This is a genomic window from Citrobacter sp. RHBSTW-00570, from assembly GCF_013739755.1.
Taxonomy (GTDB): Bacteria; Pseudomonadota; Gammaproteobacteria; order Enterobacterales; family Enterobacteriaceae; genus Citrobacter; species Citrobacter braakii.
Map to the genome: position 1 here is coordinate 4,890,499 of NZ_CP056399.1, position 25,592 is coordinate 4,916,090.

General features: G+C 52.6%; 24 protein-coding genes. 16 read left to right on the top strand and 8 right to left on the bottom strand.

The window, feature by feature from the left end; translation table 11 throughout:
• Positions 1-28: 28 nt before the first annotated feature.
• Positions 29-508: a type VI secretion system tube protein TssD gene (gene tssD / locus HV237_RS23175; RefSeq protein ID WP_047357767.1), complete on the bottom strand. Its 480-nt coding sequence runs from the start codon at positions 506-508 to the stop codon at positions 29-31.
• A gap of 187 nt (positions 509-695) precedes the next feature.
• A complete protein-coding gene (locus HV237_RS23180; RefSeq protein WP_181541641.1) occupies positions 696-1,148 on the bottom strand; it encodes a hypothetical protein in 453 nt (150 codons plus the stop codon).
• A gap of 61 nt (positions 1,149-1,209) precedes the next feature.
• Here HV237_RS23180 and HV237_RS23185 point away from each other — a divergent pair, with 61 nt between their 5' ends.
• Positions 1,210-2,241 (top strand): IS630 family transposase, encoded by a 1,032-nt coding sequence (locus HV237_RS23185; RefSeq protein WP_102595949.1) that lies wholly within the window; start codon positions 1,210-1,212, stop codon positions 2,239-2,241.
• Between the two features lie 448 nt (positions 2,242-2,689).
• Here the strand turns inward: HV237_RS23185 and rhaR are convergent, their stop codons facing one another.
• On the bottom strand, positions 2,690-3,529 hold the full coding sequence (gene rhaR / locus HV237_RS23190; protein WP_047357769.1) for an HTH-type transcriptional activator RhaR: 840 nt from the start codon (positions 3,527-3,529) through the stop codon (positions 2,690-2,692).
• A 105-nt stretch (positions 3,530-3,634) separates the two neighbouring features.
• Positions 3,635-4,483, bottom strand: coding sequence for an HTH-type transcriptional activator RhaS (gene rhaS / locus HV237_RS23195; protein ID WP_016157890.1), 849 nt, complete (start codon positions 4,481-4,483; stop codon positions 3,635-3,637).
• A gap of 300 nt (positions 4,484-4,783) precedes the next feature.
• On the opposite strand from rhaS, the gene rhaB reads away from it, so the two are divergent.
• The 5 genes from rhaB to rhaM all read left to right on the top strand — a co-directional run bounded on the left by rhaB (position 4,784) and on the right by rhaM (position 10,066).
• Positions 4,784-6,253: a rhamnulokinase gene (gene rhaB / locus HV237_RS23200; RefSeq protein WP_016155199.1), complete on the top strand. Its 1,470-nt coding sequence runs from the start codon at positions 4,784-4,786 to the stop codon at positions 6,251-6,253.
• Entirely contained in the window at positions 6,250-7,509 is a 1,260-nt protein-coding gene (rhaA, locus tag HV237_RS23205; RefSeq protein WP_019077926.1) for an L-rhamnose isomerase, read from the top strand. The genes rhaB and rhaA overlap by 4 nt, the downstream gene beginning before the upstream one ends.
• A 143-nt stretch (positions 7,510-7,652) precedes the next feature.
• Complete coding sequence (gene rhaD / locus HV237_RS23210; RefSeq protein WP_016155197.1) at positions 7,653-8,480, top strand: rhamnulose-1-phosphate aldolase; 828 nt, start codon at positions 7,653-7,655, stop codon at positions 8,478-8,480.
• 126 nt (positions 8,481-8,606) lie between these two features.
• On the top strand, positions 8,607-9,755 hold the full coding sequence (gene fucO, locus HV237_RS23215; protein WP_047357770.1) for a lactaldehyde reductase: 1,149 nt from the start codon (positions 8,607-8,609) through the stop codon (positions 9,753-9,755).
• Positions 9,752-10,066 carry an L-rhamnose mutarotase gene (rhaM, locus tag HV237_RS23220; protein WP_047357771.1) on the top strand — a complete coding sequence of 105 codons (315 nt, stop codon included), beginning with the start codon at positions 9,752-9,754 and terminating at the stop codon, positions 10,064-10,066. The genes fucO and rhaM overlap by 4 nt, the downstream gene beginning before the upstream one ends.
• A gap of 292 nt (positions 10,067-10,358) precedes the next feature.
• Here the strand turns inward: rhaM and HV237_RS23225 are convergent, their stop codons facing one another.
• Together HV237_RS23225 and HV237_RS23230 are read right to left on the bottom strand one after the other, a co-directional pair.
• On the bottom strand, positions 10,359-11,756 hold the full coding sequence (locus HV237_RS23225) for a carbohydrate porin (protein WP_047357772.1): 1,398 nt from the start codon (positions 11,754-11,756) through the stop codon (positions 10,359-10,361).
• Between the two features lie 336 nt (positions 11,757-12,092).
• Entirely contained in the window at positions 12,093-12,641 is a 549-nt protein-coding gene (locus HV237_RS23230) for an XRE family transcriptional regulator (protein ID WP_016155192.1), read from the bottom strand.
• A 101-nt stretch (positions 12,642-12,742) separates the two neighbouring features.
• Here HV237_RS23230 and HV237_RS23235 point away from each other — a divergent pair, with 101 nt between their 5' ends.
• The 6 genes from HV237_RS23235 to HV237_RS23260 all read left to right on the top strand — a co-directional run bounded on the left by HV237_RS23235 (position 12,743) and on the right by HV237_RS23260 (position 18,615).
• Positions 12,743-13,402, top strand: coding sequence for an AzlC family ABC transporter permease (locus tag HV237_RS23235; protein WP_047357773.1), 660 nt, complete (start codon positions 12,743-12,745; stop codon positions 13,400-13,402).
• Positions 13,402-13,725: an AzlD domain-containing protein gene (locus HV237_RS23240; protein ID WP_016155190.1), complete on the top strand. Its 324-nt coding sequence runs from the start codon at positions 13,402-13,404 to the stop codon at positions 13,723-13,725. Before HV237_RS23235 ends, HV237_RS23240 begins: the two co-directional genes overlap by 1 nt.
• 182 nt (positions 13,726-13,907) lie before the next feature.
• Positions 13,908-14,354: a PTS fructose transporter subunit IIA gene (locus HV237_RS23245; protein WP_047357774.1), complete on the top strand. Its 447-nt coding sequence runs from the start codon at positions 13,908-13,910 to the stop codon at positions 14,352-14,354.
• Positions 14,355-14,364: 10 nt separating this feature from the next.
• Entirely contained in the window at positions 14,365-15,810 is a 1,446-nt protein-coding gene (locus HV237_RS23250) for a PTS fructose-like transporter subunit IIBC (RefSeq protein ID WP_047357775.1), read from the top strand.
• The gene (locus HV237_RS23255) at positions 15,800-16,870 is read left to right on the top strand and encodes an aminopeptidase (protein WP_047357776.1); all 1,071 of its coding nucleotides are present in this window, start codon (positions 15,800-15,802) and stop codon (positions 16,868-16,870) included. The genes HV237_RS23250 and HV237_RS23255 overlap by 11 nt, the downstream gene beginning before the upstream one ends.
• Positions 16,870-18,615 (top strand): putative frv operon regulatory protein, encoded by a 1,746-nt coding sequence (locus HV237_RS23260; protein WP_047357777.1) that lies wholly within the window; start codon positions 16,870-16,872, stop codon positions 18,613-18,615. Before HV237_RS23255 ends, HV237_RS23260 begins: the two co-directional genes overlap by 1 nt.
• A 56-nt stretch (positions 18,616-18,671) precedes the next feature.
• Here HV237_RS23260 and HV237_RS23265 read toward each other — a convergent pair whose 3' ends face one another.
• Positions 18,672-18,884 (bottom strand): DUF1471 domain-containing protein, encoded by a 213-nt coding sequence (locus tag HV237_RS23265; RefSeq protein WP_003825262.1) that lies wholly within the window; start codon positions 18,882-18,884, stop codon positions 18,672-18,674.
• 128 nt (positions 18,885-19,012) lie between these two features.
• Positions 19,013-19,849, bottom strand: a complete 837-nt coding sequence (gene fdhD / locus HV237_RS23270) for a formate dehydrogenase accessory sulfurtransferase FdhD (RefSeq protein WP_049040549.1) — start codon at positions 19,847-19,849, stop codon at positions 19,013-19,015.
• Between the two features lie 194 nt (positions 19,850-20,043).
• Between fdhD and fdnG the strand changes: the two genes are divergently transcribed.
• From fdnG to fdhE, 4 genes are read left to right on the top strand one after another with little or no spacing between them, the layout of a single operon-like run.
• Entirely contained in the window at positions 20,044-23,094 is a 3,051-nt protein-coding gene (gene fdnG / locus HV237_RS23275) for a formate dehydrogenase-N subunit alpha (RefSeq protein ID WP_131405487.1), read from the top strand.
• A 12-nt stretch (positions 23,095-23,106) separates the two neighbouring features.
• Entirely contained in the window at positions 23,107-24,009 is a 903-nt protein-coding gene (gene fdoH / locus HV237_RS23280; protein WP_003028691.1) for a formate dehydrogenase O subunit beta, read from the top strand.
• A complete protein-coding gene (gene fdoI, locus HV237_RS23285) occupies positions 24,006-24,641 on the top strand; it encodes a formate dehydrogenase cytochrome b556 subunit (RefSeq protein WP_003028686.1) in 636 nt (211 codons plus the stop codon). The genes fdoH and fdoI overlap by 4 nt, the downstream gene beginning before the upstream one ends.
• Positions 24,638-25,567 (top strand): formate dehydrogenase accessory protein FdhE, encoded by a 930-nt coding sequence (fdhE, locus tag HV237_RS23290; RefSeq protein ID WP_003028685.1) that lies wholly within the window; start codon positions 24,638-24,640, stop codon positions 25,565-25,567. The genes fdoI and fdhE overlap by 4 nt, the downstream gene beginning before the upstream one ends.
• The last annotated feature ends 25 nt before the right edge of the window (positions 25,568-25,592 follow it).

The following is a 25,592-nucleotide window of genomic DNA, read 5'->3' on the forward strand; positions in this document are numbered from 1 at the left end:
CCCATTTTCACGTTGCCCAACCCCTGACTTAATAGGTTGTACGTTGATTCCATTCATCGGTATAAATGATATTACCGTCACAATGTTTCCAGGTAATTTTCTCGTAGCGCAGCAGAACAGTCTCAAGATGTGTGCCTGTTGTTGCGCCAGGATATAAATCAGGCGTGATTGAAGTGAGCTTCACGTTGTGAAGGATTATGTTGAAATACTCCTTTTCCATCCCTGCTTCATTAATTGAGTACATTTTAATCATCGCGGATTTAAGCGTAGCTCCGGTACTTAAGGCCCTGTACAAAAAGGGTGTAACTCGGTCGAATTCTTTTTGGAACATGATGGGTGCATGAATTCGCGTACCGGTCAGGCGCCCTGTATTACTATCAACCGGAATATTGACGTTATGAGTTAGTGACTTTATTTCAATAGCTCCAACGCGACCTACGGCCTGACATGAGCCGGGCATAGGAGAGCCATTCTCATCGGTTAGCCACAAATAAGCTGGATTAGACATGAAATACTCCTTTTATTTAAACCTAGTGAATAGTGAAGTCAACCGGGGGAATAACCACATCAAAACAACAAGCGTTATTAATGTTAGTAAAAGACAATATTCAGGAAATAGATGAAGCCATAACAGACCAAAGCCTATTACCAGCGCTGGAAACACTACACTTTCTAATAAAAGTGTGATCAAACTATTAAACACCAAAATCCCTCTGCAAAAAATCCGCTAAATTATCAAGATTTGAGAAGCGCTTTGACTTTACTCTACTAATCATATTGGAAATAGCTGGCTCAACAAAATAATAGAGCATTTCAAGCTTTGCCTGATATAAAGCCCAATAATAATCTGGATCAATTCCTTTTAGCTGCCGCGCAGCAAGAGCGCACTTTTGTTGAACTCCGAAAAATTGCAGCAAAAATACCGCTTGCGGCAGTTTTGCAGATAAACGCTCAACGATGATTTTCGACATGAAGCCAGACTGAGACAACGCAATAGAAGCCGCAGAAGCAAAAGCATACCGAGTCCCTCCCGCAATATTCATATGAGTAGCCAGTGCGGACATTTTTCTGATAAATTGACGAGCAGAGCCTTCGGGATTACCTTCATCAACATCATCACTTATCGTTATGAAGTACAAATAAAGCATATATACCCGTGATCATTGAAGATGCTTGATTTTTTTTAGAATCAGGATCATGCTACGAACCATGAAAATTACACTGACTCCTCAACAGAAACTGCAACTCGAACAAATGCACGATATTGAACGTGATAGTCGAGTTTGCGACCGTATTAAGGCTGTTTTGCTGGCTTCTGAAGGCTGGAGTCAGACCATGATTTCACAAGCTCTTCGGATTCATGAATCCACCGTTGCACGTCACCTTAGCGACTACGTTCTTTCTGAAAAACTTAAGCCTGAAAATGGCGGAAGTCAAAGCAAGCTTTCTGCAACTCAAACCATGCACCTAATCGAGCATTTGACTGAGAGAACCTATCCTCATACTCATCAAATTGTCGCCTACGTTAAAGAGACTTTTGGACTTGATTACACTGTCTCTGGTATGAACAAATGGCTTCACCATAACGGTTTTAGCTACAAGCAACCGAAAGGCGTTCCACATAAGTTTGATGAAGCAAAACAACAAGCTTTCATAGATGCTTACGAAGCGCTAAAGGCAAGTTGTGACGAGGATGAATCGATAGTCTTTATCGATGCTGTTCACCCAACCCTATCAACAAAAATATCTCATGGCTGGATACGAACTGGTCAAGATAAAGTGATTGAAACAACGGGAAATCGCAGTCGATTGAACATTCTTGGCGCACTGAACCTGTCAGATATCGGAGCTACTATTATTGATGATTATGAGAGCATTAACAGTGAAACGATAGTTCGCTTTTTCTGTAAGTTAAGAGAGAGTTATCCGTTAGCTCATAAGCTTCATATCATTTTAGATGGTGCGGGATATCACCGTAGTGACTTAGTCAGAGATGCGGCATTTGTCCTTAATATCGAGCTGCATTATCTTCCACCTTACAGCCCAAACCTCAATCCAATAGAGCGGCTTTGGAAAGTAATGAATGAGAAGTCGAGGAACAACGTTTACTTCAAAAGTAAACGGGACTTCAAGGCGGCAATAGACCAATTTTTTACTGTGACTCTTCCAGAGATCGCAGGCTCTTTGGCATCTCGAATTAATGATAATTTTCAGGTTCTCAAGCCTGCATCTTCAAGTTGATTCGGTATATGTAATTACATCACGATATCTATATATTGACTCAATGGAATAGAGCATCCTTATTTCTTCAGATTTTAACTCCTGACAAATATCATTGTATTGAGGTATAAAACATGATGAATACCAACTAGCTCGCTCAATACCAGAATATATATCTGAAGCGACACCTCTGGCTGATTGAAAAACTCCACCAACAGCATTCTGAGTGGTTAGAGCCAGCCGTCTATCATTTTGAAACTTCATCCTTAAATAGTCAGACGCCTGCATTACTTAGCTCTCAGTAATTTATGATGATAAATTATAATATACGTTCACACCCCCCATGATAATGGGCGTTATTCCTATTTTACTCTTTATTTACAGCAATAAACCATCGTGGAGATTTTATTTTATGGGAGTATTCGCTGTCAGGTTTTATCACCCTAATATGCGACATTATTATGATTCCTCACTCAGCCAGATGACGCCACTGGCTCGGCGTCATCCCGGTTTCGCGCGTGAATACCACCGAAAAGTAGTTACTATCCTCAAAGCCGCAGCGCATGGAAATCTCACTAATCATCAACCGACTATGCTTGAGCAGATACTGTGCATGGCACACCCGCACCTGGCGCTGATACTGGTTGATAGTCATCCCGGTCTGGCTACGGAACTGCTGGCGCAAAACGCGTTCGCTGCACCGTTCACGCTCGCAAAACGTATCCAGTTCGAACGCATGCTCATGGCTACCGGCTAACGCGGTGATCAGTTTATCCAGCAGCGTTTCACTTGACGTCGCCGGGAGCGTATCCGTGGCATAACGATGACGTTTAAGGTGAGTTATCAGTTGACCAAACAGCAGCTCAGCCATGGTAAAGGCCTGCGCATCGCGCTGATTACTTTCATGCTCAAGCTGGCTTATCACCTGTCTGGCCTGGGTCATGCCAACGCTGCCAAGTCGCCAGTGCGGCTGCCTTGGCGTACCGTCAAATCCGGGGATCGCCCCTTGCCAGTCAACATTCAGCGTTAACCGCTCCGGGCAGTAGATGATATTTTGCAACACAAGGTCGTTAACGGAGGTGTAGGAGTGTTTATCTTCGGCGCGAATGTAAAACAGATCGCCGCGGGTTATCCGGTACGGACGATCGTTAAGGACATGCAGACCATTGCCGCGCCAGACCAGAACCAGCTCGCAAAACTCGTGGGTATGCTCAGCAAAGACATCCTGCGGATAACGATCGGCCACGGCGACAGCCTGCTGCTCATGCGCAAAAAAGTCTGATTTCGAAAGAACCAGATGATTCGCCATCACATCACCTCAACCTGTACGCTTGCCGGATGCGCTGCGCTTATCCGGCATGAAAGGGTATGATTATCAGCAAACGGACGGTAAAAAACGTTGATAGCTTTCGCGTTACTGAAGGCTGCTTCCCGCTATAAGGTCACGCCCCTGACGAATATCGCGTGGCGACCACTCGAACTCACGGCGAAAAAGCGTCGAAAAGTGGTTACTGTCACCGAAACCGCAGAGATAAGCGATATCAGTCACGCTGTCATCACTGTGGCGGAGCAGATGTCGGGCTTTAATCAGTCGCAGACGGTTGAGGTAGCGCTGCGGCGTCAATCCTGTTTGCTGTTTAAGCTGGCGATGCAGAGTGCGTAAAGAGAGCGAAAACTTCTCGGCCAGCGCCTCCCAACACACCTCTTCGGCAAAGTTATCCTCCAGCCATGCCATCAAAAGGTTAAGCCGCGCATCGTTATCGGTCGCCGCTTCCATCAGGCTGCTTTTACGCAGCAGTACCAGCAACTGCATAAACAGGATCTCGCGATTTGCCGCCGTGGGCGTATCCATCTCCTCGCCGAGCGTCTCCATCTGCCCCACCAGGTGACGAACCTGCTGCAGTACGCCCTGGTTTACGCGCCAGTGGGAGGGATACTGCCCATTTTGTTCCTGAGGCAAAAGCTGATTCAGCCCGGCCAGAAATTGAAACGCATCCGGAGAGCGATACAACACATTGGTCAGACACAGATTGTCAGTATGTTCATATAAATGCCTGTCATGATCGCGGACGAAACACACCGTACCACCGCTGATGGTGTAAGGCTGTCCGTTGAACACATGGATCCCCGTTCCATGTTCGACCACCACAATTTCATGAAAATCATGATGATGTTCAGGAAACGCGGGCTGAGGAAGCCGCGGTTCAATAGCCACAGGCGCTTTACCTGTCGGAAAAAAATCCACGCAATGCAGTACGGTCATGACGGCTCCCCCTGATTAACGAATATGGCTGAATAGTAATTAAGGGTTCCTACCCTCACCTTAATTTTTTGACGCCAAAGTGCGTAAACACGGTTAATTCTTCAAGAAATGGCGGGAAAGATCGGGAAATGCGGAAGGCGTCACATCCGCCAAAATCCGCGCTATTAGTGGAAACTGTGAACAACATCACGTTCACCTTTGCCATGTTGCCAGCCGCTAATTGGGGCTGTCACTGTCAAGAAGGTACGCTTTATTCGGGGTTCTTAGACTGAGTGCAATAAAACTCAGAAGGACCTCGCCATGACTTTTCGCCATTGTGTCGCTGTCGATCTCGGCGCATCCAGTGGGCGCGTAATGCTCGCACGTTACGACAGTAAACACCGCACCCTGACGCTGCGTGAAATCCACCGCTTCGTTAACTGTCTGCAAAAAACGGACGGTTTTGACACCTGGGACATCGACAGCCTGGAAAACGATATTCGCCTTGGCCTGAAAAAAGTCTGTGATGAAGGCATTCGGATAGACAGCATTGGCATTGATACCTGGGGCGTGGATTACGTATTGATCGATAACGCCGGCCAACGTGTTGGTCTGCCGGTCTCTTACCGTGACAGCCGCACGACCGGCATTATGTCACAGGCGATGGCGCAGCCAGGTAAAGGTGAAATCTACCGCCGTAGCGGCATTCAGTTTCTGCCGTTTAACACCTTGTATCAGCTACGTGCGCTGGTTGAACAGCAGCCAGAACTGCTTGCGCAGGTGGCACATGCTCTGCTGATCCCCGACTACTTCAGCTTTCGCCTGACCGGCAAATTGAACTGGGAATACACCAACGCCACCACCACCCAGTTAGTCAATATCAACACCGACGACTGGGATGACACGCTGCTGGCGTGGACCGGGGCAGACAAAGCCTGGTTTGGTCGCCCGACGCATCCGGGGAACGTCATTGGTCACTGGATTTGCCCGCAGAAAAACCAAATTCCGGTTGTGGCCGTCGCCAGTCACGACACCGCCAGCGCGGTCATCGCTTCACCGCTGGCCGATAAAAATAGTGCGTATCTCTCTTCCGGTACCTGGTCGCTGATGGGCTTTGAGAGCAGAACGCCGTATACCAACGATGCGGCGCTGGCGGCGAACATCACCAACGAAGGGGGCGCGGAAGGGCGCTACCGCGTACTGAAAAACATCATGGGACTGTGGCTGCTCCAGCGCGTTTTAAAAGAGCGCCAGATTACCGACCTGCCAACGCTTATTGCCCAAACGCAAGCGCTGCCGGCCTGCCAATTCCTGATAAACCCGAACGACGATCGCTTTATCAACCCCGACGATATGAGCGCGGAAATTCAGGCGGCCTGTCGTGAATCGGGTCAACCCGTTCCCCAGCAAAACGCCGAACTGGCGCGCTGTATCTTCGACAGCCTGGCATTGCTATACGCTGACATTCTGCAAGAGCTGGCACAACTGCGTGGTGCAGCATTTAGCCAACTGCACATCGTTGGCGGCGGCTGCCAGAACGCCCTACTGAACCAGCTGTGCGCGGATGCCTGCGGCATTCGCGTGATGTCCGGGCCGATTGAGGCCTCCACGCTCGGCAATATTGGCATCCAGTTGATGACGCTGGACGAGCTTAACAACGTCGATGATTTCCGTCAGGTGGTGCGTGCCAACTACGACCTGACCACCTTCATTCCAAATCCTGAAAGTGAAATTGCCCGCTACCAGGCGCAGTTTCCATCACTACGACAGACAAAGGAGCTTTGCGCATGACCACTCAACTTGAACAAGCCTGGGAACTGGCAAAACTGCGTTTCGCCGCGGTAGGCATTGATGTCGAGGCGGCCTTACGCCAGCTCGATCGTCTGCCGGTCTCCATGCACTGCTGGCAGGGCGATGATGTCGCCGGTTTCGAGAATCCGGAAGGCTCGCTCACAGGCGGTATTCAGGCTACCGGCAACTATCCGGGCAAAGCGCGTAACGCCACCGAACTGCGCGCCGATCTGGAGCAGGCGCTGAGCCTGATCCCGGGTCCAAAACGTCTGAATTTGCACGCGATCTATCTGGAGTCCGATACGCCGGTTGCCCGCGACCAAATCAAACCTGAACACTTTAAAAACTGGGTCGAGTGGGCGAAAGCAAACCAGTTAGGGCTGGATTTCAACCCATCCTGCTTCTCTCACCCGCTGAGCGCCGACGGCTTCACGCTGGCCCATGCCGATGACACTATTCGCCAGTTTTGGATTGACCACTGCAAAGCCAGCCGTCGCGTCTCAGCGTATTTTGGCGAGCAGTTGGGTACGCCATCGGTGATGAATATCTGGATCCCGGATGGCATGAAAGACATTACCGTTGACCGGTTAGCACCGCGCCAACGTCTGCTTGAAGCACTGGATGAAGTGATCAGCGAAAAACTCGACCCGGCGCACCATATCGACGCCGTCGAGAGCAAGCTGTTTGGCATCGGCGCCGAAAGCTACACCGTGGGCTCCAACGAGTTCTATATGGGTTACGCCACCAGCCGTCAGACCGCGCTGTGCCTAGATGCGGGTCACTTCCATCCGACTGAAGTGATTTCCGACAAAATCTCCGCCGCCATGCTGTACGTACCGCGTCTGCTGCTGCACGTCAGCCGTCCGGTGCGCTGGGACAGCGATCACGTGGTGCTGCTGGATGATGAAACGCAGGCGATTGCCAGCGAGATCGTCCGCCACAACCTGTTCGACCGCGTACACATCGGCCTCGACTTCTTCGACGCCTCTATTAACCGCATCGCCGCGTGGGTTATCGGCACCCGCAATATGAAAAAAGCCCTGCTGCGCGCGCTGTTAGAACCGACCGAACAACTGCGTCAGCTTGAAGCCAGCGGCGACTACACCGCACGTCTGGCCTTGCTGGAAGAGCAAAAATCGCTGCCGTGGCAGGCCGTGTGGGAGATGTATTGCCAGCGTCACGACACGCCAGCAGGAAGCCAGTGGCTGGACAGCGTGCGCGCCTATGAGAAAGAGATTTTGAGCAAACGTAGCTAACCGTGACACCAGGCTTACAGGCCGGATAAGACGCCCCACGTCGCTATCCGGCAATGAATGAAAGACGATTGCCGGATGGATCTTCACTTATCCGGCCTACGTAAGACCCGATAACGATCGGGCAATCAACAGGATCACCGAATATGCAAAACATGACTAATTCCTGGTTCGTCCAGGGGATGATCAAAGCCACTTCCGACGCGTGGCTGAAAGGCTGGGACGAACGTAACGGCGGCAACCTGACGCTGCGTCTGGATGAGGCTGACATTGCGCCATTTAGCGCCGATTTCCACGAAAAACCGCGTTATATCGCGCTAAGTCAGCCAATGCCTTTGCTGGCGAACACGCCGTTTATCGTCACCGGTTCCGGTAAATTTTTCCGTAACGTTCAGCTCGATCCCGCGGCAAATTTGGGCGTGGTGAAAGTAGACAGCGACGGCGCGGGCTACCACATCCTCTGGGGCCTGACCCACGAAGCGGTGCCAACCTCTGAGTTGCCGGCTCACTTCCTCTCCCATTGCGAGCGTATTAAAGCGACGAACGGCAAAGACCGCGTGATCATGCACTGCCATGCTACCAACCTGATCGCCCTGACCTACGTGCTGGAAAACAATACCCCGCTGATTACCCGCAAACTGTGGGAAGGCAGCACCGAGTGTCTGGTGGTGTTCCCGGATGGCGTCGGCATTCTGCCGTGGATGGTGCCGGGTACGGATGAAATCGGCCAGGCAACCGCCGAGGAAATGCAGAAACACTCGCTGGTACTGTGGCCGTTCCACGGCGTGTTCGGCAGCGGTCCCTCCCTCGACGAAGCATTTGGCTTGATAGATACCGCAGAAAAATCCGCCGAAGTTTTAGTCAAAATCTATTCGATGGGCGGTATGAAGCAGACCATCACGCGTGAAGAGCTGGTAGCACTGGCTAAACGCTTTGGCGTGACTCCGCTGGCAAGTGCCGTAGAGCTGTACTGATACCTGCCAACTCAACGCCGGATGCGGCTTCGCTTTATCCGGCCTACATGACGATGCACGTTTCACCGTCGGCCCGATAAGCGTAATGCCATCGGGCACCAGGGATTTTTTTTAAGGAGAATAGTGATGAGCTTTATGTTGGCACTGCCAAAAATTAGCCTGCATGGCGCCGGCGCGATTGCCGATATGGTGAATCTCGTGGCGAATAAACAATGGGGCAAAGCACTGATCGTCACCGATGGTCAGCTGGTGAAGCTGGGCCTGCTGGATAGCCTGTTTGCCGCACTGGATGAACATCAAATGTCTTACCACCTGTTTGATGAGGTGTTCCCGAATCCGACAGAAGAGCTGGTACAGAAAGGTTTTACGGCATATCAGGGGGCAGAATGTGACTATATTATCGCCTTCGGCGGAGGTAGCCCGATCGATACCGCCAAAGCGGTGAAGATCCTGACCGCCAACCCTGGCCCTTCTACCGCTTACTCCGGCGTGGGCAAAGTGAAAAATGCGGGCGTGCCGCTGGTTGCCATCAATACCACTGCTGGTACAGCAGCAGAGATGACCAGCAACGCGGTCATTATCGACTCTGCCCGTAAGGTCAAAGAGGTGATCATCGACCCGAACATCATCCCGGATATCGCCGTGGATGACGCCAGCGTGATGCTGGAAATCCCAGCCTCCGTTACCGCCGCAACCGGCATGGACGCCCTGACTCACGCGGTGGAAGCCTATGTTTCCGTTGGCGCGCATCCGCTCACCGACGCCAACGCCCTGGAAGCAATTCGCCTGATCAACCTGTGGCTACCGAAAGCGGTCGACGATGGTCATAACCTCGAGGCCCGTGAGCAAATGGCGTTTGGTCAGTATCTGGCGGGTATGGCATTCAACAGCGCAGGTCTGGGTCTGGTGCATGCGCTGGCACACCAGCCAGGCGCGACCCATAATCTGCCGCACGGCGTCTGCAACGCTATCCTGCTGCCGATCATCGAAAACTTTAACCGCCCGAACGCCGTGGCGCGTTTTGTCCGAGTGGCGCAGGCGATGGGAGTGGACACCCGCGGGATGAGCGACGAAGCGGCAAGCATGGAGGCCATCACCGCGATTCGTGCCCTGAGCAAGCGTGTAGGTATTCCGGCTGGCTTTAGTTCTCTTGGCGTGACGAAAGAGGATATCGAAGGCTGGCTGGATAAAGCGTTGGCCGATCCATGTGCGCCGTGTAACCCACGCACCGCCAGCCGCGATGAGGTCCGCGAGCTGTATCTGGAGGCGTTATGATCCGCAAGGCCTTTGTGATGCAGGTGAATGCCGACGCGCACGTTGAGTATCAACGTCGGCACAATCCCATCTGGCCAGAACTGGAAGCGGTGCTGAAAGAGCACGGTGCCCATCACTACGCGATTTATCTCGACCAGGAACGCAACCTGCTGTTCGCCACCGTCGAGATTGAGTCAGAAGAGCGCTGGAACGCCATTGCCAGCACCGATGTTTGCCAGCGTTGGTGGAAGCATATGCGTGATGTAATGCCGGCAAACCCGGACAACAGTCCGGTCAGCGCTGAGCTAAAAGAAGTGTTTTATCTGCCTTAACCTCTCTGTTTCCTCCCCTGACGGGGGAGGAAACCTTTTTCTCCCGTCAGCAGCATTGCGTTCGTTTTGTCATCCACGCCTTTTCCCCACAACCAGGCACCTGCTCAGGCATACCGATGCTGAAAGTCTCCGGGCGTCACCAAACTGGAAGACGGGACGGCATTTAACTACTCGTGTAGCTACAACCGCGCCGACAAGTTCAAAATCAAAAATAACTGGGTGGGGAAATAAAAGCCTGATGACCAGGCTCTAAGAAAAAAGCGCCTGAATCCAGGCGCCTGAGAACGGAAAATCAGAAGAAGTATTTGAAACGGAGACGCGCACCGTAACGGTCGTCGTCGTCGGTATAATTCTCCGGATTGCTGTTATCGCTGTTAATCATCGAATAATAAGCGCCGAGATAAATATTAAAGTTCTGCATATCCATCACATTCGGAATTAAATAAGACGCGTGAATGGTATGAATATCGTAAGTGCCCTCATTGTAGAACCAGTCATTATCATCGTGATCGATCAGACCGTTAAATTCGTCGATCTTGTTATGAGCATAGATATAGCCCAGTTCAAAGCGCTTCCACAGAGCGTTGGCCGCCGCCGTAAAATCTTTTTCGTTATCCGCATCGAGATAAGCGGTGTTCAGGTTAAACACCAGGCCATTTTCCGGATCGGCTTTCAGACCGTTCCAGGTCATCGTCATACCGTAACCGGTACGATCGGACTGATCGACAAAGTTGCCCTGAGCATCGGTATATCCATAGGCGTTATTGATAACGTTCGATTCCATGGCCGCAGAAATCGTCAGCGCATCCACCGGTGTCCAGGCGACGACCGGGCGCAGATAAGCCACGTTTTTCTCCTGCGACATTTCACGACCATGATAGCGGCTATCCTGATAAAGCGAGGTACCATCTTCCAGCAGGGTATTTAACTCGAAATACCAGTTATCGAGCTGTTTGCTCATCAGGAAGCTGCCGCCGGAATCTGAACGGCCACGACCTTCTTTCATCATGTAGATATAGCCGCTACCGTCATCATACAAATCGTTGGCGGTATGCCCTGAATGCTCAACAAAGGTATCCTGATTCAGCGGGAACATATCGTAAGCTTCGAAACGACCGACTTTTACTTTCCAGTCATTTTCCTGACCGAAGAAGAAAGCGGCGTCATCAAGATTGACCGAACCCGTCATGTCAGCCAGCGGTTGCGCTGAGAAACCGGCGAAATAGCCGTTATCCAGCTTACGCATACCGTCAAAGCCCAGCAGGATGCGTCCGTTCAGATCCCAGCGTTCATTGGTTGGGTCGCCCACATTCGAATTGGTTGCCGCCAGCACGCCTTTGTTGCTTTCCGCATCCATGTTGAATTCCACGTCGCCGTAGATTTTCAGATCGCCATAGCCGGAGAGCACCAGGTTAGGGGTGGTGGCGTTCTTTTTGGTCTCTTGTGCGGGCGTAATGCCGTTGACTGGCGTATTCCCCTGAGCAACTTTAATTTCCTGGATCTCCGCAGCCTGCTGTACCTGCAATTGCTGCACCTGATTTTCCGCTTTTGCCGCGCGGTTTTCCGCAGCTTCCAGCCGAGCCTCCAGCTGTTCGAGCCGCTGTTCCAGAGTCATTTTTTGCGTTTTAGCAAAGCCATTATTTGCCACTAATAATAGACCTATTGCTAAAGCTAACGTCGATTTCTTCATTATTTGCTTTCCTTGAAATAAAGATCGTCCAACGTCTTCCGACCGGAAGACGCGCAACATGCAAATCCAAAAAATATTTTTATAGGTAATACGATACCGATGACTGAAATAAATTCAGAACATTAAAACGTGGCACCAGTGCAGGTTAATATTTATTATCATACTGATTTTATTATGTGTAACGTAGATATAATTAAGAATGTGAGGGATATAACAATAGTGCTGAAATTAACGAAAAATAATAAAAACAATTTTATATGAATAACAATAAAATATAATTAAAAATAATAAAGGCGCGAACGACAATCGCCGCGCCTTTATTTAATAAGCGTTCAATTAACTCTGCTCAGAAACCAGAATCGCCTGAGTGTCAGGCTCCAGTGCTTTAAAGATATGCGCTTGATCGGCGGGGTAACAAATATAATCCCCCTCACCTAACTCTTCCGGCGCTTCCGTCAATCCCACCATCGCCTTACCCTGCGTTACGATAATATGTTCAACCGATCCCGGTGGATGCGGTTGTGAAATACGATCCGCGCCCGGCTGCGTCAGCAGCAGATAGATATCCCGCCGCGCGCCCGGTGGGCAGGCGGCCAGTAAAATGGCCTGATAGTGGGCCTGCTCAGCCACGACTTTTGTCCCTTCGCCGCGGCGAATCACCTGCGTTTTTTGCTCCTGCGGTTCCAGCAGGCGCGCAAAGGGAATATCTAACGCCACACACAGCGACCAGAGCGTTTCCAGGCTAGGATTCCCATTGCCCGCTTCCAATTGCGAGAGTGTCGATTTTGCAATCCCCGCGCGACGGGCAATCTCCGCCAGCGACAAACCGGTACGCTGACGTTCACGCACCAGACTTTTCGCGATCATACTGATGGGCTGGGTCATTCACGACTCCATGTTTTTTATATCGAACGAATTGTTCGACTTGTAAAGCCAATTGGTCGCGTTCATTATAATGGAAACTCGTTCGATATGGCTAAAACGGTATGAAACATTATTTTTCCAGTCTCAAAGGCGACACGATAAAAGCAATATTTTTAGTCTGTCTGGCCGTCGGTGTAGTCGGCATGTCATACGGCTCGCTGGCGATGGCGTACGGCTTCCCGCTGTGGGTACCGTTTGTACTCTCTATTACTGTGCTGGCGGGCGCGTCCGAGTTTATGTTTATCGGCATTATCGCCAGCGGTGGTAATCCACTGGCGGCTGCGGCTGCGGGTTTACTGGTTAACGCCCGACACGTGCCGTTCGGCGTCACCGTGCGCGATTTGGTAGGCACCCGGGCTGCCAGTTTCCTCGGCTGTCATATTATGAACGACGAAAGCGTGGTCTTTGGCCTGTCGCAAAAAACGCCTGAGCAACGTAAAGCCGCCTACTGGCTGTGCGGTCTGGGCGTCGCAATTTTCTGGCCTGTTGGCACCCTGATCGGCGCAGGCGTCGGCAAACTGCTCCCTGCCCCGGAAACCATCGGTCTGGATGCCGTCTTCCCTGCCATTCTGCTGGCTCTGGTCGTCCCGGCATTCAAAAACCGCACTACGCTGATTCGTACCTGTAGCGGCGCCACGTTGTCGCTTGCCGCCATTCCCTTTGCGCCGGTCGGTTTACCGGTTTTGCTCTCACTCTTTGGCTTACTGACGAGGAAAAAATAATGGGCAACATGACGCTGTTTATCGTCGGTATCGCCATGTTATCTCTGGGAACGTATTTAATGCGTTTAGGAGGAGCCAAGCTTGGAAGCCGTTTAGCGTTCTCAGAACGCTCGCAGGCGCTGCTTTCCGACGCCGCAACGGTATTACTGTTCTCCGTTGCGCTGGCGACCACCTTTTACGAGGGCGAACACTTTGCCGGAATGGCGCGCGTACTCGGCGTGGCTTTTGCGGTATTTCTCGCCTGGCGTAAGATGCCGCTGATCGTGGTGATCGTTGCCGCTGCGGTGGTAACCGCGCTGTTACGAATGGTGGGTATACACTAAGAATATAATTACCCTGGCGAAATATTCATCAGGGTAATCACCTGTAGCGTTATGTGTTTTACCCCACAAAACCAGGCGCTAACTCTGCCTCAAATTGTCACTTCCCGCTGACATATTGCTGCTCATCTCTTCACCATCTCACCGTTAAAATCAAATCAAACAGTTTTTAACGGAGTCCCATCATGACAGCCCTTACAGCTAACTGCATTGACCTGAATATTCAGGGGAATAGCGTTTATGCCATCCTCAAGCAACTGGCGAATATGGCGCTTCAAAATGGCTACGTCTCTGACCGCAGCGCCTTCCTGCAAACGCTGCTGATACGCGAAAAGCTGCATTCCACCGGCTTTGGTTCGGGCATTGCCGTCCCACACGGTAAAAGCGTCTGTATCACACGCCCCTTCGTCTTGTTCGCGCGCAAATCAGAAAAAGTGGACTGGAAAGCCAGCGACGGCGAGGACGTTAACTGCTGGATCTGCCTCGGCGTGCCACAAACGGGCGAGGACGATCAGGTCAAAATTATCGGCACCCTGTGCCGCAAAATTATCCATCAAGATTTCATCAACCAACTGAAGCAAGGCGACACCAACCAGGTGCTCGCCCTGCTCAATCAGACCTTAACCTCATAAGGAAGCGGCTATGGAGTCATCCTTGCGTTTAGTGGCGATTACCAACTGTCCGGCGGGTATCGCCCACACTTATATGGTGGCAGAAGCGCTGGAGCAAAAAGCGCGCTCGCTCGGCCATACGATTAAAGTCGAAACCCAGGGCTCAAGCGGCGTCGAAAACCGACTGACCAGTGAAGAAATTGCCGCTGCCGATTACGTTATTCTGGCTACAGGTCGCGGCCTGAGCGGTGAAGACCGGGCGCGTTTCGCCGGGAAAAAAGTCTATGAAATAGCCATTTCCCAGGCGCTGAAAAATATCGACCTGATTTTTACGCAGTTACCGACTCACTCACAACTTTTTGCCACTGATAGCAGCGTGAAGCTGGGAAAACAGGAGGTCCAGCACGGTAGCGTGATGAGCCACCTGATGGCTGGCGTTTCCGCCGCGCTGCCGTTTGTTATTGGCGGCGGTATTCTGGTCGCCATCGCTAATATGCTGGTGCAGTTCGGTTTGCCCTATGCCGATATGTCGAAAGGTGCGCCGTCGTTCACCTGGGTTGTTGAATCCATCGGCTATCTGGGTTTCACCTTTATGATCCCCATTATGGGGGCATACATCGCGTGGTCGATTGCCGATAAGCCCGCTTTTGCCCCGGCGTTTCTGGTGTGTTACCTGGCGAACGATAAAGGCCTACTCGGCACCCAGTCCGGCGCGGGGTTTCTCGGCGCGGTCGTACTCGGGCTGGCAATTGGCTACTTTGTGCTTTGGTTTCGCAAGGTTCGGCTCGGCAAAGCGTTGCAGCCGCTGCTCGGCTCCATGCTGATCCCGTTTGTCACTTTGCTGGTGTTTGGCGTACTGACTTATTACGTCATCGGCCCGGTGATGTCCGACATCATGGGGGGGCTGCTGCACTTCCTGAACACCATTCCACCATCAATGAAAATGGGCGCAGCCTTCCTCGTTGGCGCAATGCTGGCATTTGATATGGGCGGGCCAATCAATAAAACGGCCTGGTTCTTCTGCTTCTCACTGCTGGAAAAACATATCTATGACTGGTACGCCATCGTCGGCGTGGTGGCGCTGATGCCGCCCGTCGCGGCAGGTATCGCTACCTATTTAGCGCCGAAACTGTTTACCCAGCAGGAGAAGGCCGCCGCCAGCAGTGCGATTGTGGTGGGTGCCACCGTCGCCACCGAACCGGCAATCCCCTATGCGCTGGCCGCGCCGCTGCCGATGATTACCGCCAATACACTCTCCGGTGGTATTACCGGCATGCTGGTCATCGCCTTTGGAATCAAACGTCTCGCGCCGGGTTTAGGTATCTTTGATCCGCTGATTGGCCTGATGTCTCCGGTGGGGTCATTTTACCTGGTGCTGGCTATCGGTCTGGCGCTGAACATTTCGTTAATTATCATCCTGAAAGGATTGTGGCTGAAACGTAAAGCCGCACAGCAGGAGCTTGCCCATGAACATTGAGTTACTTCAGCAGTTATGCGAAGCCAGCGCCGTCAGCGGTGATGAGCAGGAAGTTCGCACTCTTCTCATTAATGCGCTGGATTCCAGCGTCGATGAAATCACTTTTGACGGCCTCGGCAGCTTTGTCGCACGCAAGGGCAACCGTGGGCCGAAGGTTGCCATCGTCGGCCACATGGATGAAGTGGGCTTTATGGTCACGCATATCGACGAAAGCGGCTTTTTGCGCTTCACCACCATTGGCGGTTGGTGGAGCCAGTCGATGCTGAACCACCGGGTCGCCATCCGCACCCGCAAGGGCGTTAAAATCCCTGGCATAATCGGCTCCGTGGCACCGCACGCCTTAACGGAAAAGCAGAAACAGCAACCTCTGACATTTGACGAAATATTCATCGATATTGGTGCCAACAGCCGCGAAGAAGTAGAAAACCGCGGAATTGCGATCGGTGATTTCGTTAGCCCGGAAGCCAATTTCGCTCGCTGGGGCGAAGATAAGATCGTCGGCAAAGCGCTGGATAATCGTGTCGGCTGCGCCCTGATGGCCGAGCTTTTACAAACCGTGGATAACCCTGAAATTACCCTGTACGGCGTGGGCAGCGTGGAAGAAGAAGTGGGTCTACGCGGGGCGCAAACCTCAGCGGAGCATATCAAGCCCGATGTGGTTATCGTGCTGGATACTGCGGTTGCGGGCGATGTGCCCGGAATCGACAGCATTAAATACCCACTCAAGCTTGGCGAGGGCCCAGGGCTGATGCTGTTCGATAAGCGCTATTTCCCTAATCAGCAGTTGGTTGCCACATTAAAAGCGTGTGCAGAAAACAGCGGTGCGTCATTGCAGTTTTGCACCATGAAAACCGGGGCGACGGACGGTGGACGCTATAACGTTATGGGCGGCGGTCGTCCGGTGGCGGCACTATGCCTGCCGACTCGCTATCTCCACGCCAACAGCGGCATGATTTCCGCATCGGATTACGACGCGCTGTTTACGCTGGTGCACGAACTGCTCACCTCGCTGTCGACCGAAAAGGTCCGCGCGTTTACTGACTTTCGCCGGGAGAGTTAATGCTTTCGGAACGCCAGTTAAAATTGGTGGATCTTCTTGAACAGCAGCCGTGTTTGCTGGGCGACCTGGCGCGGCAAACTGGCGTTTCAGGCAGAACCATCCTGCGCGATATTGACTACCTCAATTTTACCCTCAGCGGTAAGGCCCGCATTCAGCCCGGCGGCAGTGCGGGCTATCAGTTGGAAATTGTCGACAGACGCGGTTATTTTCAGCTTCTGCAACGCCATGATAATGATGACCGGTTGCTGGCCTTTCTTCTGCTCAATACCTTTACACCCCGTGTACAGCTGGCTTCGGCGCTCAATTTACCTGAAACCTGGGTGGCCGATCGTCTCCCACGGTTGAAGCAGCGCTATGAGCGGGCCTTTTGTCTTGCCAGTCGCCCGGGCGTCGGTCATTTCATTGATGAACCGGAAGAAAAGCGCATTATCCTGTTGGCGAATCTGCTTAAAAAAGATCCCCTCTTAATTCCACTGCCGGGTATTACCCGGGACAATATCGACAGGCTCAATGCAGCATGTGAAAAACTTAATGAATTCCCGCTCATTTCGGGAGAGTACCTGGCAAGTCTGGTGCTGGCCGTCTATGCCCTGCGTAACCAGCTCTCCGGATCATGGCCGGAGTGTCGGTATGTTTCACTGAAAAATGCGGTGGAACAAGGAGGAGTCTACCTGGGCGAGAACGCCTTCAGAACACTGATCGGCCTTCTGGAAATCAGACAACAGCAGGCAATGACAATTTCTGCCGATGCGGTGACCTTGTTGTTAAAAAGCGTTCCCGGCATCGCTGCGTTGAACGTTATCGATACCCAACTGGTTGATAATATTACCGGCCACCTGCTGAGATGCGTCTCTGCCCCGGTTTGGGTACCGGAACATCGCCAGAGCAGTATGCACAACCTGAAGTCGACCTGGCCTGCCGCCTTCGATTTGAGTCTGCGTTTTATTGCCCTGTTGCGTGAAAAACTGGATATCCCACTGTTCGATAGCGACCTCATCGGGCTTTACTTCGCCTGCGCCCTGGAGCGCCATCAAAACGAGCGCCAGCCGGTCATTTTGTTATCCGACCAGAATGCTATCGCCACCATCAACCAACAGGCTATTGAGCGAGATGTTCTGAATTGTCGGGTGATCATTGCGCGAAATACGAGTGAAGTCAGCGCCATCAGTGAAGAAATCACCCCACTGTTAATCATCAACAATAGTCACTATTTACTTGATGAATATATAAAAAACACCTTAACCATCAAGAATATCATCACCTCTGCGGGTACCGAGCAGATTAAACACTTCCTCGCGACGGCCTTTATCCGCCAGCAGCCCGAACGTTTCTTTTTACAGCCGGGCAGCTTCCATTACGCCAATATGAAGGCCGAAAGCTGGCAGAGTATCATCGGCCGGATCTGCGGCCAGCTTGTGGCACAGAGCCATATCACCGAGGACGAAGCGCTGCGCATTTGCGCCCGGGAGCATGAAGGTGAAAACCTGATCGTGAATCGCCTGGCGATTCCTCATTGCTGGAGCGAACAGGAGCGCCGCTTTCGTGGTTTCTTTATTACCCTCGCACACCCTATTCTGGTGAATAACGAACCGGTCAGCCATGTCCTGATCGCCTGTGCCGCCGCCGAGGCGCGGCATGAGCTAAAAATCTTCAGTTATTTATCCAGCGTGCTGAGCAGCCATCCGGCAGAAACTATTGCGAGATTGAAAGACTATAACGCGTTTATCGCATTGCTCAGGCAGTGAATGCCGGAAATGAAAAAAGCGCCTCAAGGGCGCTCTTTCGACAGTACTGAGGTATCTTATTTCAGCAGTTCAGCGGTCATGTGCACGCGGTTGCCGGTGTATGCCTGAGTGATTTTATAATCGCTGGCACCTGCACGTTCAGCCTGAGCGGCAATTTTTGCTTCAGCGCTTTCCAGTGTAGAACCGGTTGCGGTAACTGTCTGAGCAGCGAAAGAACCGAAAGAAGTAGCCAGAGCGATAACTGCGACAAAAGTTTTGATGCTTTTCATGATATAAACCCTTTAACTTAGTTGTTTAATTAAGGCACCGTGCCTTGATGTGATAAATAATAGCCATCTCATCGCACAACTAAAAGCGGAAGGATTTGCCAGTCTTATTCAAATTAATTGAATACTGGTTACTCAGTTATCAGACGCTCGGGATGTGTATAAATCGTCGCCCTGCCCGGTTTGCAAAAACCCACCAGCGTCAGGTTACAGCGTTCAGCAACTTCCACAGCGAGCGTTGTCGCCGCAGAAACAGCAAACAGGATTTCCACGCCGCACATTGCCGACTTCTGCACCATCTCGTAGCTGGCGCGGCTGGAGACTAATACCGCGCCCTGCTGCCAGGTTTCCCCTTCGATCGCACGTCGTCCCAGCAGTTTATCCAGCGCAACATGACGTCCAACATCTTCATGCCCACCCGCCAGATGACCTGACGGCTGTACCCAGGCAGCCGCGTGCGTGCAGCCTGTCAGTTGCCCAACAGGCTGGAAATCAGGGAGATGCCTTAAGGCGTTATCAAGATGTGCCAGATTGAATGTCTGGGTAAACGGCAGCGGCTGGACCGGTTTGCCAATATCATTAAGTTGCTCCACGCCACAAACACCGCAGCCAGTCCGACCGGCCAGTGCGCGACGACGCTCTTTCAGCCCCATAAAGCGCCGGCTGGACAGCTCAACCTGCACTTCTAATCCGTTGCAGGAAGGCACCACGTCCATCCCGTAAATATCTTGCGAGGACTCAATAATGCCTTCAGAAAGTGAAAAACCCATCGCGAAGTGCTCAAGATCTTTCGGGGATGCCATCATCACCACGTGTGAAATCCCGTTGTATACCAGTGCCACAGGCACTTCTTCAGCTACCTCATCTGGCTGAGGATGTTGCAAGTCCTCGCGCTTCCAGAGGGTCAACTGACGAGATCCTGTCGGAGATGTCACATTCTTGATGTTTTCTTGAATAATCTTATTCACTTTCTTTTAACCGTATTGGAACACGCATACCAACATTGTGGTATTCTTTACAAACCCCTCCTGGACGGAGGGAAATTCACCCAATTCTGGACCTTTGCGGTCCCGTCCGCAAAGAAAAATAACAACCACTTCCCTCGCGTTCGCGTTATAGGAAAACGAAGGGAACGTGACAATGTCGAAACAAGGAGCGAACCATGCAGGTCAGCAGAAGGCAGTTCTTTAAGATCTGCGCTGGCGGTATGGCAGGCACCACGGCAGCGGCACTGGGCTTTGCACCCGGCGTAGCGCTAGCGGAAACACGGCAGTATAAATTGCTGCGCACCCGCGAAACCCGTAACACCTGCACTTACTGTTCCGTTGGCTGTGGACTGTTAATGTACAGTCTCGGTGACGGAGCAAAAAACGCCAAAGCATCCATCTTCCATATCGAAGGGGACCCGGATCACCCGGTGAACCGTGGCGCGCTGTGCCCGAAAGGGGCAGGACTTGTGGACTTCATCCACTCTGAAAGCCGCCTGAAATTCCCGGAATACCGCGCACCTGGCTCTGATAAGTGGCAACAGATTAGCTGGGATGAGGCATTTGACCGCATCGCTAAGCTGATGAAAGAAGACCGCGACGCTAACTACGTTGCACAAAACGCCGAAGGCGTAACCGTTAACCGCTGGCTTTCCACCGGGATGCTGTGTGCTTCCGCTTCCAGTAACGAAACCGGCTATTTAACACAAAAATTCTCCCGCGCGCTTGGTATGCTCGCGGTCGACAACCAGGCACGCGTCTGACACGGACCAACGGTAGCAAGTCTTGCTCCAACATTTGGTCGCGGTGCGATGACCAACCACTGGGTCGACATTAAAAACGCCAACCTCGTTGTGGTAATGGGCGGTAACGCCGCTGAAGCTCACCCGGTCGGGTTCCGCTGGGCGATGGAAGCCAAAATTCACAACGGCGCGAAGCTGATTGTTATCGATCCGCGCTTTACGCGAACCGCGGCGGTGGCTGATTTCTATGCTCCGATTCGTTCCGGTACTGACATTGCTTTCCTGTCAGGCGTTTTGCTGTACCTGCTGAACAACGAAAAATTCAACCGCGAATACACTGAAGCCTATACCAACGCCAGCCTGATCGTGCGTGAGGATTACGGTTTCGAAGATGGCCTGTTTACCGGCTACGACGCGGACAAACGCAAGTATGACAAAACCAGTTGGAACTACGAACTGGATGAAAAAGGCTTCGCCAAACGCGATGTCACCCTGCAACACCCGCGCTGCGTATGGAACCTGCTGAAACAGCACGTCTCCCGCTACACGCCGGACGTCGTAGAAAATATCTGCGGTACGCCAAAGGCCGACTTCCTGAAGGTCTGTGAGTACATCGCAGAAACAAGCCGCCCAGATAAAACCGCGTCGTTCCTGTACGCACTGGGCTGGACGCAACACTCCGTTGGTGCGCAGAACATCCGTACCATGGCGATGATCCAGTTGCTGCTTGGCAATATGGGGATGGCAGGCGGCGGCGTTAACGCCCTGCGCGGACACTCTAACATTCAGGGTCTGACCGACTTAGGTCTGCTGTCACAAAGCCTGCCGGGCTACATGACGCTGCCAAGCGAGAAACAAACTGACCTGCAAACTTACCTTGCCGCCAACACGCCAAAACCGTTGCTGGAAGGCCAGGTGAACTACTGGGGCAACTACCCGAAATTCTTCGTTTCGATGATGAAAGCCTTCTTTGGCGATAAAGCGACAGCGGAAAACAGCTGGGGCTTCGACTGGCTGCCGAAGTGGGATAAAGGGTACGACGTCCTGCAGTACTTCGAGATGATGAACCAGGGCAAAGTGAATGGCTATATCTGCCAGGGCTTTAACCCGGTCGCATCATTCCCGAATAAAAACAAGGTTGTGGCTTCACTGTCCAAACTGAAGTTCCTGGTTACCATCGACCCGCTCAACACAGAGACCTCCACCTTCTGGCAGAACCACGGTGAGTCGAACGATGTTGACCCGACGAAAATCCAGACCGAAGTATTCCGTCTGCCGTCCACCTGCTTCGCCGAAGAGAACGGTTCTATCGTCAACTCCGGTCGCTGGCTGCAGTGGCACTGGAAAGGTGCGGATGCCCCGGGGATTGCCGTTACCGATGGTGAAATCCTCGCCGGTATCTTCCTGCGTCTGCGCAAGATGTATGCCGAACAGGGTGGCGCGAACCCGGAACAGGTACTGAGCATGACCTGGAACTACTCCACACCGCACGAACCGGCTTCGGAAGAAGTGGCGATGGAGAGCAACGGAAAAGCCCTGGCCGACATTATCGACCCGGCCACCGGTGCCGTTATCGTCAAGAAAGGCCAACAGCTTAGCTCGTTCGCCCAACTGCGTGACGACGGTACCACCTCCAGCGGCTGCTGGATTTTTGCCGGTAGCTGGACGCCGGAAGGCAACCAGATGGCACGTCGCGATAACGCCGATCCGTCAGGCCTTGGCAATACGCTGGGCTGGGCATGGGCGTGGCCGCTCAACCGCCGCATTCTGTATAACCGCGCCTCCGCAGACCCGCAGGGGAATCCGTGGGATCCAAAACGTCAGATCCTGAAATGGGACGGGGCGAAATGGAGCGGGATGGATATTCCAGACTACAGTGCCGCCGCGCCGGGCAGCAACGTTGGGCCGTTCATCATGCAGCCGGAAGGGATGGGACGCCTGTTTGCTATCGATAAGATGGCAGAAGGTCCGTTCCCGGAACACTACGAGCCGTTTGAAACGCCGCTGGGGACTAACCCGCTGCACCCGAACGTTATCTCTAACCCTGCCGCACGTATCTTTAAAGGTGACGCGGAAGCACTGGGTAAAGCGGATAAGTTCCCGTACGTCGGTACGACCTACCGTCTGACCGAGCACTTCCACTACTGGACTAAGCATGCGCTGCTTAACGCTATCGCCCAGCCGGAGCAGTTTGTGGAAATTGGCGAGAAGCTGGCGAATAAGCTCGGTATCTCTCATGGCGATACCGTCAAAGTCTCCTCTAACCGTGGCTACATTAAAGCCAAAGCGGTGGTGACTAAACGTATTCGCACGTTGAAGGCCAACGGTCAGGATATCGACACTATCGGAATCCCGATTCACTGGGGCTACGAAGGTGTGGCGAAAAAAGGCTTTATCGCTAACACGTTAACGCCATTCGTCGGTGATGCGAACACGCAGACGCCGGAATTTAAGTCCTTCCTCGTGAACGTGGAAAAGGTGTAACGGAGACGACCTATGGCTTATCAATCGCAAGACATCATTCGTCGTTCCGCCACTAACGGTTTCACCCCCGCGCCTCAGGCGCGGGACCATCAGGAAGAGGTGGCGAAGCTTATCGACGTCACCACCTGTATCGGCTGTAAAGCGTGTCAGGTGGCGTGTTCAGAATGGAACGACATCCGTGATGAAGTGGGCAACAACGTTGGGGTGTACGACAACCCGGCTGATTTGACCGCTAAATCCTGGACGGTAATGCGCTTCTCGGAAGTGGAACAAAACGACAAACTGGAGTGGCTAATCCGCAAGGATGGCTGTATGCACTGCGCCGATCCGGGCTGCCTGAAGGCGTGTCCGGCCGAAGGAGCAATCATTCAGTATGCCAACGGTATCGTCGACTTCCAGTCCGAGCAGTGCATCGGCTGTGGCTACTGTATCGCGGGCTGCCCGTTCGACGTGCCGCGCCTCAACCCGGAAGACAACCGCGTTTACAAATGTACGCTGTGCGTTGACCGTGTAGTGGTCGGACAAGAACCAGCCTGCGTGAAAACGTGTCCAACCGGCGCTATTCATTTCGGCACCAAAGAGTCGATGAAAACGCTGGCCGGTGAGCGCGTGGCGGAGCTGAAAACGCGTGGTTACGAAAACGCGGGTCTGTACGATCCGGCAGGCGTTGGCGGTACGCACGTGATGTACGTATTGCACCATGCGGACAAGCCGAATCTGTACCACGGTCTGCCGGAGAACCCGGAAATCAGCGCCACCGTGAAGTTCTGGAAAGGCATCTGGAAACCTCTCGCAGCCGTCGGCTTTGCAGCGACATTTGCGGCCAGTATCTTCCACTACGTCGGCGTAGGCCCGAACCGTGCGGAAGAGGAAGAAGACAATCTGCATGAAGAAAAAGACGAGGTGCGCAAATGAAACGACGTGACACCATCGTGCGCTACACGGCGCCGGAACGCATCAACCACTGGATCACCGCCTTCTGCTTCATTCTGGCAGCAGTGAGCGGGATGGGTTTTCTCTTCCCGTCTTTTAACTGGCTGATGCACATCATGGGCACGCCGCAACTGGCGCGAATTGTGCACCCGTTTGTCGGCGTGATCATGTTTGCCTCGTTTATCATCATGTTTTTCCGTTACTGGCACCACAATCTAATCAATCGGGATGATATCTTTTGGGCGAAGAATATTCGTAAGATTGTCGTCAACGAGGAAGTAGGTGACACGGGACGTTATAACTTCGGCCAGAAATGCGTATTCTGGGCGGCGATTATCTTCCTGGTCCTGTTGCTGGTGAGCGGAGTGGTCATCTGGCGTCCGTATTTTGCGCCTGCTTTCTCAATCCCGGTGATCCGATTCGCGTTAATGCTGCATTCATTTGCCGCAGTAGCGTTAATTGTGGTTATCATGGTGCACATTTACGCCGCCCTTTGGGTGAAAGGCACCATTACCGCGATGGTGGAAGGATGGGTTACCAGCTCATGGGCGAAGAAACATCACCCGCGCTGGTACCGTGAAGTCCGCCAGAAACAGGAAAAGTCATCTGAATGAGTATTCGCATAATCCCGCAAGATGAGCTGGAGAAGAGCGAGAAACGCACGGCGGATATGATTCCGCCGTTATTATTCCCCAGACTCAAAAATTTGTATAACCGCCGCGCTGAACGTCTGCGCGAGCTGGCCGAGAACAACCCGCTGGGTGATTACCTGCGTTTTGCCGCGCTGATCGCTCACGCGCAGGAAGTGGTGTTGTACGACCATCCGCTGCAGATGGATCTGACCGCTCGCATCAAAGAAGCGAACGATCAGGGCAAACCGCCACTGGATATCCACGTTCTGCCACGCGACAAGCACTGGCAAAAACTGCTGCAATCGCTAATTGCTGAGCTGAAGCCGGAAATGAGCGGCCCTGCGCTGGCCGTAATCGAGAATCTTGAAAAAGCCTCGGAGCAGGAGCTGGAACTGATGGCCAGCGCGCTGTTTGCCTCCGATTTCGCCTCCGTCAGCAGCGACAAAGCACCGTTCATTTGGGCTGCCCTGTCGCTCTACTGGGCGCAGATGGCGAGCCTGATCCCCGGCAAAGCCCGTGCGGAATACGGCGAACAGCGTCAGTACTGCCCGGTGTGTGGTTCAATGCCGGTCTCCAGCATGGTGCAAATCGGTACCACTCAGGGGCTGCGCTATTTGCACTGCAACCTGTGCGAAACCGAGTGGCACGTGGTGCGCGTGAAGTGCAGCAACTGTGAGCAGAGCCGTGATTTGAACTACTGGTCGCTGGATAACGAACAGGCGGCAATTAAAGCTGAAAGCTGCGGCGATTGCGGGACTTACCTGAAGATTCTCTATCAGGAAAAAGACCCGAAAGTCGAGGCCGTAGCCGACGATCTCGCTTCACTGATGCTGGACGCACACATGGAGCAAGAGGGCTTTGCCCGCAGCTCCATCAACCCGTTCCTGTTCCCGGGTGAAGGGGAGTAAGTTCTTCGCACTACCGGGCGGCGCA